The 12,926-nt window shown below is 63.5% G+C and carries 16 protein-coding genes; 9 read left to right on the top strand and 7 right to left on the bottom strand.

Annotated features, from left to right (window positions below; translation table 11 throughout):
- Positions 1-51 precede the first annotated feature (51 nt).
- Positions 52-189 (top strand): hypothetical protein, encoded by a 138-nt coding sequence (locus ACFULT_RS09125; RefSeq protein WP_176459872.1) that lies wholly within the window; start codon positions 52-54, stop codon positions 187-189.
- Here the strand turns inward: ACFULT_RS09125 and ACFULT_RS09120 are convergent.
- Both ACFULT_RS09120 and ACFULT_RS09115 read right to left on the bottom strand, forming a co-directional pair.
- A complete protein-coding gene (locus ACFULT_RS09120) occupies positions 172-696 on the bottom strand; it encodes a peroxiredoxin (protein ID WP_037113547.1) in 525 nt (174 codons plus the stop codon). The two genes, ACFULT_RS09125 and ACFULT_RS09120, sit on opposite strands and share 18 nt — an antisense overlap.
- Before the next feature lie 23 nt (positions 697-719).
- Complete coding sequence (locus ACFULT_RS09115) at positions 720-1,529, bottom strand: tyrosine-protein phosphatase (RefSeq protein ID WP_378481278.1); 810 nt, start codon at positions 1,527-1,529, stop codon at positions 720-722.
- 89 nt (positions 1,530-1,618) lie between these two features.
- Between ACFULT_RS09115 and ACFULT_RS09110 the strand changes: the two genes are divergently transcribed.
- Positions 1,619-2,182 (top strand): Lrp/AsnC family transcriptional regulator, encoded by a 564-nt coding sequence (locus tag ACFULT_RS09110; RefSeq protein WP_037113550.1) that lies wholly within the window; start codon positions 1,619-1,621, stop codon positions 2,180-2,182.
- Positions 2,183-2,223: 41 nt separating this feature from the next.
- On the opposite strand, the gene ACFULT_RS09105 is transcribed toward ACFULT_RS09110, so the two are convergent.
- Together ACFULT_RS09105 and ACFULT_RS09100 are read right to left on the bottom strand one after the other, a co-directional pair.
- A complete protein-coding gene (locus ACFULT_RS09105) occupies positions 2,224-3,909 on the bottom strand; it encodes an NAD(P)/FAD-dependent oxidoreductase (RefSeq protein WP_037113552.1) in 1,686 nt (561 codons plus the stop codon).
- Positions 3,906-4,721 (bottom strand): carbon-nitrogen hydrolase family protein, encoded by an 816-nt coding sequence (locus ACFULT_RS09100; protein WP_378481277.1) that lies wholly within the window; start codon positions 4,719-4,721, stop codon positions 3,906-3,908. Before ACFULT_RS09100 ends, ACFULT_RS09105 begins: the two co-directional genes overlap by 4 nt.
- A gap of 108 nt (positions 4,722-4,829) precedes the next feature.
- On the opposite strand from ACFULT_RS09100, the gene speB reads away from it, so the two are divergent.
- The 6 genes from speB (at position 4,830) to ACFULT_RS09070 (ending at position 9,477) form a co-directional block, all read left to right on the top strand.
- Entirely contained in the window at positions 4,830-5,789 is a 960-nt protein-coding gene (speB, locus tag ACFULT_RS09095) for an agmatinase (RefSeq protein ID WP_037113554.1), read from the top strand.
- Positions 5,790-5,849: 60 nt separating this feature from the next.
- On the top strand, positions 5,850-7,034 hold the full coding sequence (locus ACFULT_RS09090) for a CdaR family transcriptional regulator (RefSeq protein ID WP_037113556.1): 1,185 nt from the start codon (positions 5,850-5,852) through the stop codon (positions 7,032-7,034).
- Between the two features lie 176 nt (positions 7,035-7,210).
- Complete coding sequence (locus tag ACFULT_RS09085) at positions 7,211-7,366, top strand: hypothetical protein (protein WP_170945134.1); 156 nt, start codon at positions 7,211-7,213, stop codon at positions 7,364-7,366.
- A complete protein-coding gene (locus ACFULT_RS09080; RefSeq protein ID WP_378481276.1) occupies positions 7,363-8,433 on the top strand; it encodes a TerC family protein in 1,071 nt (356 codons plus the stop codon). The genes ACFULT_RS09085 and ACFULT_RS09080 overlap by 4 nt, the downstream gene beginning before the upstream one ends.
- A 60-nt stretch (positions 8,434-8,493) precedes the next feature.
- Positions 8,494-9,042: a Dps family protein gene (locus ACFULT_RS09075; RefSeq protein ID WP_037113559.1), complete on the top strand. Its 549-nt coding sequence runs from the start codon at positions 8,494-8,496 to the stop codon at positions 9,040-9,042.
- A gap of 279 nt (positions 9,043-9,321) precedes the next feature.
- Positions 9,322-9,477 (top strand): DUF6131 family protein, encoded by a 156-nt coding sequence (locus ACFULT_RS09070; protein ID WP_094653298.1) that lies wholly within the window; start codon positions 9,322-9,324, stop codon positions 9,475-9,477.
- A 64-nt stretch (positions 9,478-9,541) separates the two neighbouring features.
- Here ACFULT_RS09070 and ACFULT_RS09065 read toward each other — a convergent pair whose 3' ends face one another.
- From ACFULT_RS09065 to ACFULT_RS09055, 3 genes are all read right to left on the bottom strand, one after another.
- Positions 9,542-9,976 carry an SRPBCC family protein gene (locus tag ACFULT_RS09065; protein WP_378481275.1) on the bottom strand — a complete coding sequence of 145 codons (435 nt, stop codon included), beginning with the start codon at positions 9,974-9,976 and terminating at the stop codon, positions 9,542-9,544.
- A 76-nt stretch (positions 9,977-10,052) separates the two neighbouring features.
- Complete coding sequence (locus tag ACFULT_RS09060) at positions 10,053-11,075, bottom strand: LLM class flavin-dependent oxidoreductase (RefSeq protein ID WP_094719193.1); 1,023 nt, start codon at positions 11,073-11,075, stop codon at positions 10,053-10,055.
- Positions 11,076-11,085: 10 nt separating this feature from the next.
- Positions 11,086-12,108 (bottom strand): Gfo/Idh/MocA family protein, encoded by a 1,023-nt coding sequence (locus tag ACFULT_RS09055; protein ID WP_037113563.1) that lies wholly within the window; start codon positions 12,106-12,108, stop codon positions 11,086-11,088.
- A gap of 232 nt (positions 12,109-12,340) precedes the next feature.
- Here ACFULT_RS09055 and ACFULT_RS09050 point away from each other — a divergent pair, with 232 nt between their 5' ends.
- On the top strand, positions 12,341-12,925 hold the full coding sequence (locus ACFULT_RS09050) for a giguanylate cyclase (RefSeq protein ID WP_094719195.1): 585 nt from the start codon (positions 12,341-12,343) through the stop codon (positions 12,923-12,925).
- The last annotated feature ends 1 nt before the right edge of the window (position 12,926 follow it).

Below are 12,926 nucleotides of genomic sequence, written 5' to 3'. Positions count from 1 at the left end.
CTCAGCGCGTCCAGGTGGCGTTTTCCCTCGAACGGGGGCATGCTTCATAAGATGGAACCGAATACCAAGATCGAGGCTCTTTTCAGCCACGCTGACAAGACTGCCGCCGAATCCACGTCCGAGAACAGCAAGCCCGCCGTGTACACGCCGCTGTTCAGCGGAGAAGCCGGGTCAGGCCAGATAGCGTAGGTAATCCAGCGCCTTGTCGGCGTGCACGTGCGCACGCTCACTCGTCACCACCAACCGCACCACCCTGTCGCGATCGATGACGAAGGTCGTTCGTTTCACCGACAGGAGCTGACGGAGAAACCCACGCTTCACCGCATGGGACGATCGATTGGAAATTTCTTGTCGACGTCTGCGGCGCGTCAGCCACCCGCCACGCCTGACGCCGAACTGGCCCGCTACCGAGGCGTCCGAGTCGGCAAGGAGCGGATAGTCGAAGGAGCGCTGCAACGCGAAGTGCGACTGTTTGTCGGTGGTGTCGGTGCTGATCCCGACCCGTTGCGCCCCCAGCGCCTCGAACGACCGGCCTAGATCCCGGAAGTGGCACGCTTCGGCCGTGCAGACCGGACTGGACGCCGCGGGATAGAAGAACAGCACTACAGGGCCCCTGGCCAGCAACTCACCGAGGGACCGCACATTCCCCTCGTGATCCGGTAGCCGAAAATCCGGCGCCGTTTGTCCGGTACGCATGCTGGACAGGGTACGTGCTCGGTTCAGTCCGTCGGGACGAGCAGCGCAGATTTCAAGCGTTCGACCTGGTCGACACCAATGCCGAGCTCGTTCAAGTATCCGTCGAACGACCCGTAGAGCTCGTCGACGACGCTCAGCCCGTGTCGGTAGTACTCCTCGGTGACACCGAGAACGGCGTCGGACAGATACACCGGTCTGTCAGCGCTCGTGCTCTCGCCCCCCTTCCCGTCACCATCCGACCAGATGTCGGACAGGTGCGCACGCAGCGGAGCGATTGCCGCGTTGCTGGCCATGTAATCGGCCAGGATGTCCTGCTCGAGCACCCCGGCTGCGCGCAGGACCGTCGCTATCGTCCATCCCGCGCGATCCTTGCCCGCAGCGCAATGCACGAGAACGCCCTCACCGGTGCCGTCCGAGACAGCGTCGACGACGCGACGAATGGCTACCTTTGCCCCGGCGAGCGAGGGAAACGAGGTGTATGCGCGCATCATGTACTGCAACTGTGCTTCGGCGTCGACGACTGTGCCGAGTTCGTGCGGCGCTCGTTCGCCCTTGTGGTTCTCGTACGGAGTGCTGTGCACCTGGACCGAGGACGGCACGCGATCACCACCGGCGCGATCGATCTCGGACTGCCCACGAAGATCGACCACGTGGCGCACTCCGGTACGGACGAGCGTTTCCGCACCCTCGGCATCGAGCCGACTCAGCTCCGAGGACCGAAACAACCGGCCTCGCATGACCTCACGACCGTCGGCTGTCCGAGCGCCCCCGACATCGCGAAAGTTCCACGCTCCCGACAGTCGGAACTGATCGGTCGACTCGATACTGGCCATGAACGCACACTAACCATGAGGCGAGAATCCGCGGCCTGCCGGGGCGCCGTCGCACGCACGGAACGGTCGTCGCCACTACCGTGAAACACATGACCGATTTCGACCGCACCGACGCCCGCCTTCTGCTCGCCCTGTGCGCGAAACCGCGTGCCACCGGCGTCGAACTCGCCGGAGATCTCGGTCTTTCCCGCAACACTGTTCAAGCTCGACTCACGCGGTGGGAGGACAAGGAGGCCTTGACGCCCATCGACCATCGAGTTCGTCCGCGCAGTCTCGGCTACGCCCTGCAGGCCTTCGTCACCACGAGGGTGGATCAGCATCGACTCGCAGAGGTCACCGACCATCTGGGAACCATTCCGGAGGTGCTCGAGGTGTTCGGGCTCTCCGGCGCCTCCGACATGCACATCCGAATCGCGGCAATCGACGCCGACGACCTGTACCGGGTGGCGGGCTTGATCCTGAAGATCCCGGGCGTGGAACGAACCAACATGTCGATCGCGATGAGCGAGCTCATCCCCTACCGGACCAAGCCGCTGCTCGAGCGGGCATCCGGGCTCGAACCCGCTGCAGGCGCTCGCAGCCGGGACGCCGAGGCCCCGGACAGTCGGAACCGGCGCCGCCCCCGACGCGACGCCGACCGACCTCGACCGTAGCTCATCGCGGGCACCGTCAGGTAACGACGAACCCCGCAACCTCAGTGGTCACCGAGCCGTAGAGGGGCAAGCTGCTCGAAGACGTCGCCCGGACCGGGGTTGGTGGCCCGGGAAGATCCGCCGAGATGGTGCACGACGCCCCACACTGCGTTGAGGGCCGTCTGGATCGCGCCTTCCGCCCAGCCCGCCGTCCACGAGATGTCGTCGCCGGCGAGGAACAGTCCGCGATGGCGATCGTCGAAGGAATCCTGCACGAAATGGCTGAACAGTCGCTCCTGGTATCGGTAGTGACCGGGGAGGTTCGCTTTGAACGCACCCAGGAAGTCGCGTTCGGTTTCCCACGACACGGTTACCGGTTCGCCGACGATGTGGGAGCGGAAGTCGACGCCCGGATAGATCCCTTCCAGCGATCGGAGCACGAGGTTCATCCGCTCGGTCGGGCCGAGCGCCAGTAGCTTGAGGGAATCGTCGGACCAGGTGTAGGACAGGCAGATCAGACCGGGTTTTCCCTCTCCTTGATCGAGCAGGTACGTACCTCGGCTCATCCGGTCGGTCAGCGTCATGCTGACGACGTCGCGCCCGGTGTTCGGGTCCTTGTCTTTCCAGAAGGGTCGGTCGACAAGCACGAACACCTTGGTCGACCCCATGTAATGGGTGCGTTCGATCGCGGTCCAGTGGTCGATCGGTAGCAGGTCGTCGTCGCATTCGATGGTGGAGAGCAACATCCAGCTCTGTGCGGTCACGATGGCCGCAGGGTAGGTGCGCTCGCCGCCGTCCGCGTCTCCGACGACTATTCCGGATTCCGCGCGACGTAACCGCACCACGCGAGGTGCGGTGCTGCCGTCGTTGAGCGACTCCACCGACGTTCCCTCCGGCCAGTGATCGGACGTCGTCGACGCGCGCCACAGACCCTCCGGGAGTTGTTGCGATCCACCGACGATGCCTCGGTGGTGATCGTCGGCCGCGGTGACCACGACTCTCAGTATCTCGAGAATCGAATTGGGGTAGTCGGTGTCCCACCCACCCGTCCCGAAGCCGACTTGCCCGAACACTTCTCGCAATTCGAAGGACTTGAAATGTTCGGACGAGGCGAGGAATCCATAGAACGTCCGGTCGTCGAAACGCTGCACCAATTCGTTCCACAACGTCTTTATCTCACCGGTGTCGCGAGCTCGGATCGCCCGTTGCAACGGAACGAGATCCGCGTGGTCCTCGAGCGTGCGTTGCCATGCCCGGGCCACCTCGCCGAAGACATCGGGTAGATCGTCGAGGCTCTGCGCGTAGTGACTGGTGCCCTTGAGGTCGATGACCGTACTCGGCGTCGCCTCGGCGAGCGGGTTGGGAAACGGCTCGGTCTGCAGTCCGAGTACGTCGAGGTAGTGGAACAGCGTCGTCGACGACGGCGGGAATCTCATGGCGCCCATCTCGGCCACCACCCCGGGATGGCCGTCGAACGGGATGGACCGCATCCGTCCGCCGATTCGATCCGATTCGTAGACAACCGGTTTCAAACCCAGCTTCGTGAGCTCGTACGCCGCCACCATTCCGGCCAGTCCCCCGCCGATGACGGCGACCTCGCTGCCGAGCGCCGACGCGGGCACCTCTCCCAGCCCGTCCGCATGCGCGACGTAGTCGTCGTAGGCGAAGGGAAAGTCGGGTCCGAACATCGTCAGCGGACGCTCGTCCGAGTCGGCGGACGTACTGTCCGGCGTCACCGGCGTAGTCATGAAATTCCCTTTCTGGCATGGAGATACAGGTCCGGTCGACGGTCCGCGAGATGAGTGTTGATCGACCGGGACCGGGCGAGGATCACCGTGTCGATGTCGACGGCGAGGGATTCCTCGCCGCGGCCCGCGCGGGCGAGTTCGGTGCCATCGGGAGCGATGGCACACGTCAGACCGCAGTACTGCAGCTCGCTTTCGCGGCCGCACCGGTTCACGTAGGCCAGGAACATCTGACTCTCGTACGCCCGCGCGGGGACGACGTGGGTGGCGACGACGTCGAACGGCGTCATGAGCCCAGTCGGCACGATCAGGAATTCGGTGCCGGAATCGGCATGTGCTCGAACGGCTTCCGGGAACTCGACGTCGTAGCAGATCAGTAGGCCGCACCTCACCCCGCCCAGGTCGAACTGCGCGACGAGTCGATCGCCGGGGACGAAGTGGCCGCGGTCCAGGTCCCCGAAGAGATGGGTCTTGCGGTAGCGCGCCACGGGAAAACCGTCGGCGCCGACCACTTGAACGGAGTTGTACACGACAGATCCGTCTCGTTCGGGATATCCGTAGACGACGGCCACGCCTGTCTCGGACGCGATGCGGGCGACGACGTCGAAGATCGGGCCGTCGGCAGGTTCGGCGCGGGCCGCGACGAGCTCGCCGATGTCGTAACCGCTGACCGACATCTCGGGCGTGACGAGGATGTCGGCCCCCGCACGCGACGCGTCGGCCGCTGCCCGGCCGAGGGCAGCGAGGTTCGCTTCGACGTCACCCGAGAACTCGGGGCCCTGGTAGAGCGAGGCGCGCAGGGCGGGCTTGCTCATGAATTCTCCTCCCCGAGCTGCTGTCTTCTTGTCCGAGAGCGTACGGAAGTCCAGCGCCCCCCGGGAAACATCCGGTGGGACGATCCGAAGTCTGGCATCGTCAGCATCATGAGCCCCGAACGACCACCTGTCGGTCCCATCGGTCCGGTCGATGCAACCGCGGTACCCCGGTATGCCGAGCCGACGACGTTCGCCCGGTTACCGCGGCTCGACGAGGTGTCGCGCGCCGACGTCACGATTCTCGGTGTGCCGTTCGATTCCGGGGTCAGTTATCGGCCGGGCGCTCGGTTCGGTCCCGGTCACATTCGAGCGTCGTCGAAGTTGCTTCGTCCCTACAACCCTGCCTTGAATGTCTCCCCGTTCGCAGATCGTCAGGTCGCCGATTTCGGTGACATCGGGGTCAATCCGTTCGACATCGCCGAGGCGCTGGCCACCGTCGAGTCCGCAGTGACCGGGCTGCGACAAGACGGTTCGTCGGTGCTGACGATCGGCGGGGACCACACGATCGCGCTACCGATCCTGCGTTCGCTCGCGCGCGATCACGGCCCGGTCGCCGTGCTGCATTTCGACGCACATCTCGACACGTGGGACACGTACTTCGGAGCGCCGTTCACGCACGGGACCCCGTTCCGTAGAGCGAGCGAGGAGGGCCTGATCGATCTCGAACGCTCACAACACATCGGGATCCGTGGGCCGCTCTACAGCGAACAGGATCTGGAGAACGACCGAGTCCTCGGATTTCAGGTCATCCGATCCGACGACTACGAAACCGACGGCGTCGCGAGCATCGTCGAACGGATGCGCGCTCGGCTGGACACCGGCCCGGTCTACGTGTCCGTGGACATCGACGTGCTCGATCCCGCCCACGCGCCGGGGACCGGTACGCCGGAGGCGGGCGGGCTCACGTCGCGCGAGTTGCTGAACACCCTGCGTGGACTGGTCGGGATAGACGTGGTCGGTGCGGACATCGTCGAGGTGGCACCCGCATACGACCACGCCGAGATCACCGGAATCGCCGCAGCCCACGTCGCGTACGAGCTGTTGTCGGTCCTCGCGTCGAACGCGTGATCGGATCACCCGGACAGTCGGTGCGGGCTGCGGTGCCACCTCGACCAATACGATGACAGGGTGGCACACGATCGCGCGATCCCGACGAGCGAAGACCGACGACGCAGCGTCGCCGACCTCGCGGCCGAGGACGCCGGCGGGCTGTCCACGGAGTTGCTCGGAGATTTTCTGGAGGTCCTGACCTCTGCCGTGTCCGAGGGCCGCACGTTGTCCCGTCGACAACTGCGGACACTGCGAACACACGGGGACACGGCGGCGCGGCAGGGCGTCGCCCTTCGGGCCCTACTCGATTTGTACCTGTCCTCCGCCTGGCGATTGTGGCGGGAACTCCCTGCGATCGTCGACGCCGACCGAGACCCGCAGGCCGTCGTGACGGCTGGTGAGGTGATGCTGCACGCCGTCGACGACGCGGTGGCCGAGCTCGCCGAAGGGTTCCAACTCGCCAGGCGAGTGCTGATGCGTGCGGAGGAGTCGGCGCGGCGTGAATTCGTCGACGATCTGCTGTCCGGTAGCGCGGACATCGCGGGAGTGATGGGCCGGGCGGAGACCTTCGGGTTGGATCTGACCGGGCCTCATGCGGTCGTGGTCGTCGCGGCCAGTACACCGTTCACCGACGGAGGCCGGGTCATCACCGAAGTGGAACGCGCGGTGGAAGGTAGCAAAGCAGACTCGGAGGTTCTCGTCGCGAGCAAGGAAGGGCGCCTCGTCGTGGTGTTCGCAGCCCCGGATCACGCGGCGGTGGAATACGTCGTCGACCGTGTTCGCGAGGCCACCGAGAGGGTCGATGTGTCGGGGACGTGGACCCGGCGGATCGGGGTGGGGCGGACGGGACCCAGCGTGGCCGGTGTCGTGTCGTCGTACCGTGAGGCCGTCGATTCGCTCGACCTCGGCGCGAAGCTGGGCTTGGGCACTGTGGTGGTGGATGCGCGGGACCTGCTGGTGTACCGGGTTCTGCTCGACGACAAAGCCGCGATCACCGATCTGGTGCACACGGTTCTGACTCCGTTGCTGAGTGCACGCGGTGGTGCAGGCCCCTTGCTCGATACGTTGTTCGCGTTCTTCGGAACAGGTGGAAATTCTGCCTCGACGGCCCGAGCGATGCATTTGTCCGTTCGCGCCGTCACCTATCGTCTGGCCCGAGTGGCCGAACTGACCGGCCACGACGTGGGCGATCCGGCCGAACGATTCACCCTGCAGACGGCCGTCTACGGCGCCAGATTGCTCGGGTGGCCGACCGGCAGCTGAGCTCAGGGTCACGTTTCTTCTGAGTCACCCCTTCTTGTTGCCGGGATACGGCAATAGAAATCGGTCAAACATGTCCGTCTTCCGACGATGACTGCCGCAATCGATACAGGCACACTTGAAGAGTCGCGGTCGCTGGCGGCCGCCGAGAACCTTCTATCGAAAAGGAGCACCGTTTCATGGCATCACTGATTCAGAAACTGCAGGTGTTCGCCCGTAGCCCTCAGGGTAAGAAGCTGATTGCGCAAGGGCGCGCTTTCGCCACCAAACCCGAGAACCAGGCCAAGCTGAAGCGCCTCGGATCTCGATTCACCAGTAAGGACACTCGCCGATGAACGTCCCCGTATGGGCGTGGGCGGCTTTCGCAGCCGTTGTCGTCATTCTTTTGGCCATCGACCTACTTGCCCATCGCGGCGCACACATCATCGGCTTCCGTGAAGCAGCCTGGTGGAGTGCGCTCTGGGTCGGTGTTGCTCTCGTTTTCGGTGGCGTCGTGTTCGCCACTCTCGGTACAACGGCAGGCGTCGAGTACACAACGGCCTGGTTGTTGGAGAAGAGTTTGTCGGTGGACAACCTCTTCGTCTTCGCGCTGATCTTCGGATACTTCAAGGTCCCCCGTGAGTACCAGCACCGCGTTCTCTTCTTCGGCGTCATCGGCGCCCTGGTGTTCCGCGGTATCTTCCTTGCCGCAGGTGTCGCGATCGTCAGCAAGTTCACCGTCGTTCTGTTCGTCTTCGCCGCCATCCTGCTCTACAGCGCATGGAAGCTGATGAAGGACGAGGAGGACTCGTACGATCCGAGCCAGTCCATCGCAGTGAGGTTGCTGCGTAAGGTCATCCCGGTTCGCGACGAGTACGACGGTACGAAGTTCTTCGTCAAGGAAGCCGGCAAGCGCGTTGCCACTCCGTTGCTGGCCGTCGTCGTCGCCATCGAGGCGGCCGACCTCGTGTTCGCCGTCGACAGTGTGCCCGCTGTTCTCGCGGTCAGTGACGACCCGTTCATCGTGTACTCGTCCAACGCGTTCGCGATCCTCGGCCTGCGCGCCCTGTACTTCCTGCTCTCGGGTCTGCTGGAGAAGTTCCACTACCTGTCCAAGGGTCTCGCGATCATCCTCGGATTCATCGGCATCAAGCTGGTTCTGCAGGCAAGCCACAAGGTGATCAGCACGTCGATCCCGGAGATCCCGTCCATGGTGAGCCTGGTGGTCATCATCGTGGTCCTCGCAGGTTCGATCATCCTGAGCCTGAAGAACCCGCCGAAGGAGTCGGCAGATTCAGCCGATTCCATCGGGTCGGACGACCCGGCCGGCACCGCGGACAGCACGTCGGCGAGCCTGACCAAGGATCGGTCGGCGGACCTGAAGTCCGATTCCGACCTCGGTGGAGGGTCGGAACCGAAGTAGTCTTCCGCACATACGTACCCGGGGTGTTTCGACGCGAAGCACCCCGGGTACGTGCGTTTCATGAGCAATTCGAATTCCTACACAGTTCCCGGATTGAGCACCGACCAGGGCGCGCGCGTCGCTGCACTGCTGCAGGACCGCCTCAACGCCTACAACGACCTCCATCTCACTCTCAAGCACATTCACTGGAATGTCGTGGGACCGAACTTCATCTCCGTGCACGAGATGCTCGACCCTCAGGTCGAAGCCGTACGCGGATTCGCCGACGACGTGGCGGAGCGTATTGCGACGCTGGGTTCGGCTGCACTCGGAACGCCCGGCACCATCGTCAAGGAGCGTTCGTGGGACGACTACTCGATCGGCCGCGCAACGGCCATCGAGCACCTCGGCGCCCTCGATCTGGTCTACGTCGGCGTCATCGGTGACACTCGGAAAGCCATCGCGGAGATCGGTGACATCGATCCGGTCACCGAGGATCTGCTGATCGGGCAGAGCGGTCAACTCGAACTCTTCCACTGGTTCGTTCGTGCACACCTGGAGAACTCCGGTGGTCAGCTGTCGACTGCAGGCGCTTCCAGCGAGACCGAAGCGGCCTCGAACGCAGGCTGACGACAACGCACTGCACACGGCACACGCCTCGACTTCGGTCGGGGCGTTTGCCGTCTCCAGGCCCCGAACCGGCACCGATCACATATACGGACCGCGCGTTCGGATCGATGCAGCACGTGAAACGCGGAGTCTGGAGACGGTCGCCTGTGACATGTTCGAAACATCCGCACGCCTGCATATTCGGTAAGAATTCGGGTACTCCGTGTCTGTTCGACGATCAACGAACGAAGGTCGGCGGTTGTCGCACGAGCGGCACCGAACTTGAAAGAAGGTAAGACAGTGATCGTCCTGGGAATCATCCTCGCGCTGATCGGCATTTTCGCCAAGATCAGCATTCTGACCACGATCGGCATCATCCTTGTCGTCGTCGGTGCAGTCCTGACCATTCTCGGTGCCACCGGCCGCGCAGTCGGTGGGCGCAAGACCTTCTATTGATTCTCACCCCCACTCGAACGAGCGAGGCCCGAACCGGATCGGTTCGGGCCTCGTTCGTCTGTCATCACAACCCTTCGAGGGTGCGTGTCATGGCATCGACGGTTTTGTCCCCGATACGTTCGAAAATCAATTTGAACACCGGGTCCGACAGTTTCGCCACTCCGTTGAACGTGATCGTGGCGGCGTAGGTGATTCGAGTGGAGCCATCGCCTGCATCCTCGAACGCGATGTGGTCCACTGTCGTCGCCGTCTTGTTCTTACCTTCGAACTCGACAACGTCGTGACTGTCCTCGACCAGCCGGTACGTCAATTCGGTACTGATGCCGGCGAGCTTGGACTCGTTGTGCCATTCGGTACCGACGCCGATCGGTCCAGGTGTCGATCGGACGCACCGTTGGGTGCCCGGGTCCCATGCTTCGGCTTGTGCAAAATCGCGGAGATACTCGACGACGACCTCGCGTGGGCGCCGGACGGTGAATGTGCGTTCCACGTGAACCATGGTGTTTCCTCCAATGCCGAGAGCGTGAGATTCGGCTACCCATGCTCACGACATCCCACACGCTGTCTCGTCAGGTTCACTCGTGTGACGGTCGCCATCCCAGTTCGGGACCGAGGACGGTCGCCATGTCGGTCAGAATCTGGACGTAATCCGCGTGATCGAAGCTGAACGGCAGTGCGAACGCGACTTCGTCCACCTCGCGGAAGGCTTCGTTGTCGTACAACCGATCGGCGATCTCGCGTGAGGTTCCGACCAGGTCGGCTGCGAACATCATCCTGGCAGGCCCCTGCGGAGTTGCCGTACGTGCCCGTCTGGACTCCGCGTACGCACGGTATTTCTCCGCTTGGTCGGCGGACGCGGAATCGGTCGGGATGACCACGAGTCCTTGAGACACACGCGCCGCGTGCTTCTGCGGATGGTGCTCGCGGAACGCCTTGATGTGGGAGAGCTGGATCTCGTCGAAGTTCTCCGACTCCTCGGCCTTCACCACACTGCTGACGAGCAGATTCATTCCTGTCTCGCCTGCCCACCGAGCGGACCGAAGACTGGCGCCGCCGTACCACATTCGGTCTCGCAGGCCAGGTGAATGGGGTTGAACACGGTCGGAGTACTGCTCGATCCCGACCGTGCCACTCCAATTCGACGCAGGCTCACCGGACACCAGCGACAGAAGTCGGTTCACTCTCGCGTAGCTGAAATCCTCGACGTCGGCGGTGTCCGGATACAACGCGTCCTTGACCCGGTCGAACTGCATGGGTGGTCCGACACTGACGCCCGGGTTGATACGACCGCCGGAGAGCACGTCGACCGTCGCGAGGTCCTCGGCCAGTCGAAGCGGGTTTTCCCACCCGAGAGGAGTCACCGCCGTCCCCAGCTCGATTCTGCTGGTGCGCTGCGACGCCGCAGCCATGATCGCGATCGGGGACGAGATCCCGTACTGCAGGTGGCGGTGACGCAGCCAGGCACTGTCGAATCCCAGTTGCTCACCGAGTTCGATGATCTGCAGTGTCGATTCGTGGCCGAGCGCGGGATTGTGCTCGTCGAACAATCCGATCGTCAGAAATCCGAGTTTTCGCAGTTCGACCGAGCGTGCAGGCATGAGAAAAAGCCTACAACCGGACGACCTCACCTGTTTCCGCGGCGCGGCGTGCTGCGTCGAGCACCTCGAGGGTGTGGATGACCTCGGACGCAGGGACCGGTTGCGGGCCGTCGCCGCGTACAGCAGCGGCGAAGTCGCGGTAGTAGTTCTTGTAGCTCCCCTGCGCGGACGGAACCTTCTCTGCACCCGCGTCCGTATGCAGTGTGCCCCAGCGATTTTCCAGCTCATACCCGAATGTATCCGGCTCATCCATCGGGCGACGACCCGCGAAGACGGCCTGCGCCTGAACGTCGGTGCCGTCGGAGTAGTAACTGCCGTCCGTGCCGTACACCCGCAGCTGACGTGCCTGGAAGTGGTTCACCTTGGTGGCCGACAAGGTCGAATGCACACCGCCCTCGTGATCGAGATCGACGACGAACGCGCTGTCGGTTCGGTCGTCGCCCTCGCCTGCCCAATCCATGCGTGCATACACGCTGGTGGCGGGACCGAACAGCCACAGCGCCTGATCCACCAGATGCGATCCCAGGTCGCGGAGCAATCCACCGGTCGGTCCGAGTTCGAGCGTGGCGGGTTCGTCGAGATCGAACCTCGACTCCACTCGCCAGATCCGGCCGAGCTTGCCGCTGTCGATCACCCCGCGCAGGGTGAGGATGTCTGCGTCCCACCGCCTGTTCTGGAAGACACTGAGCAGTACCCCGGCGTCGGCCGCGGCATCCACGAGGACCTGACCGCCCTGGGGGTCGGGCGCGAAAGGCTTGTCGGCGACGACGTGCACACCACGCGCGACGGCCTCGAGAACCAGCTCCCGACGCGTCTCGGGTGGGGTCGTGATGGTCACGGCGTCGACGCCCGCGTCGATCAACTCGGTCAGGCTTCCGTACACCGGGGTGCCCGGCGCATCGAGTTCGACCTGAGCCGCACGTTCGGGAGAACGCGTGACGATGCCGACGAGTTCGACCCCCTCCGCTGCCTGCACGAACGGCACATGAAAGTACCGTCCTCCGACGCCGTATCCGACGACTCCCAAACGCATGAGATCTCCTTTTGTTAGGACAACCGCACACATTACTCGCTAGCGAACTGCGTAACCGCAGAGTCTGCTTCCGACCGCCCGAGCGGTGAACCCGTCACACGAGTCGCGGCGGTGATGAACAAGCCGTGCGCGGCCTGGGCATCGCGACGGTTGTTGCGGGCAATATCCACTCTGCGGTCGCAAAGTATGTGTTTCAATCGACTCGCGGTTTCGATTGGAGGGGTTGAACACGATGACCAGTGCGCTGAGGTCGTCCGAGGTGCACTACGAGTGGGCCGTCGACGCGATGGAATCACTCGCCGTCAAAGGCATCGTCAAGGTCGTGATCGCGTTCGCGACACTTGCCATGGCAATCGTCGTCACGCTGGAAATGGTGTTCGGCTACGGCGCCACGACACCCATTCCCTCTGCAGTCCAGTGGATATCGATGATGACGGCGTATGCGATGGGACTGTTCTGGCTGTTCGGCCCGTGGCCAACCCTGAACCAGGCATTCGCGTTCGTCACGATCGCCAACATCGCCATCTTCTCCGCGACGATCGTTGCCGACTTTCCGCCGGAGATCACCCTCGGAAAGACAGCATTCTTCATCGAGATCGGGATGTTCGTCGGATTCTTCTTCGAGAAGTGGATGCTCGCCGCGCACATTCTGTTGTGCGTTGCCGCCACCACCTTCATCGCCGTGTACGTCGTCGCCTACAAGGATGTGGCGGTCTTGATGTCCTTTGTCGTCTGGTCTCCCGTGGTGGTCTCCATCGGCGGCTTCGTACTTCTACTGCACTTCGCAGCACGATCGATGCGGCTCGAATTCGAGTGAG

Origin of the sequence: Rhodococcus sp. NPDC057297, assembly GCF_042667435.1 — a bacterium.
Lineage (GTDB): Bacteria > Actinomycetota > Actinomycetes > Mycobacteriales > Mycobacteriaceae > Rhodococcoides.
The sequence above is the reverse complement of the archived record's forward strand: the minus strand, read 5'-3'. Positions and strand labels throughout refer to the sequence as shown.

Coding starts and splice junctions, on each gene's coding strand:
- ACFULT_RS09125 (WP_176459872.1), top strand. CDS start 52: ATGGAACCGAATACCAAGATCGAGGCTCTTTTCAGCCACGCTGACAAG.
- ACFULT_RS09120 (WP_037113547.1), bottom strand. CDS start 696: ATGCGTACCGGACAAACGGCGCCGGATTTTCGGCTACCGGATCACGAG.
- ACFULT_RS09115 (WP_378481278.1), bottom strand. CDS start 1,529: ATGGCCAGTATCGAGTCGACCGATCAGTTCCGACTGTCGGGAGCGTGG.
- ACFULT_RS09110 (WP_037113550.1), top strand. CDS start 1,619: ATGACCGATTTCGACCGCACCGACGCCCGCCTTCTGCTCGCCCTGTGC.
- ACFULT_RS09105 (WP_037113552.1), bottom strand. CDS start 3,909: ATGACTACGCCGGTGACGCCGGACAGTACGTCCGCCGACTCGGACGAG.
- ACFULT_RS09100 (WP_378481277.1), bottom strand. CDS start 4,721: ATGAGCAAGCCCGCCCTGCGCGCCTCGCTCTACCAGGGCCCCGAGTTC.
- speB (WP_037113554.1), top strand. CDS start 4,830: ATGAGCCCCGAACGACCACCTGTCGGTCCCATCGGTCCGGTCGATGCA.
- ACFULT_RS09085 (WP_170945134.1), top strand. CDS start 7,211: ATGGCATCACTGATTCAGAAACTGCAGGTGTTCGCCCGTAGCCCTCAG.
- ACFULT_RS09080 (WP_378481276.1), top strand. CDS start 7,363: ATGAACGTCCCCGTATGGGCGTGGGCGGCTTTCGCAGCCGTTGTCGTC.
- ACFULT_RS09075 (WP_037113559.1), top strand. CDS start 8,494: ATGAGCAATTCGAATTCCTACACAGTTCCCGGATTGAGCACCGACCAG.
- ACFULT_RS09065 (WP_378481275.1), bottom strand. CDS start 9,976: ATGGTTCACGTGGAACGCACATTCACCGTCCGGCGCCCACGCGAGGTC.
- ACFULT_RS09060 (WP_094719193.1), bottom strand. CDS start 11,075: ATGCCTGCACGCTCGGTCGAACTGCGAAAACTCGGATTTCTGACGATC.
- ACFULT_RS09055 (WP_037113563.1), bottom strand. CDS start 12,108: ATGCGTTTGGGAGTCGTCGGATACGGCGTCGGAGGACGGTACTTTCAT.
- ACFULT_RS09050 (WP_094719195.1), top strand. CDS start 12,341: ATGACCAGTGCGCTGAGGTCGTCCGAGGTGCACTACGAGTGGGCCGTC.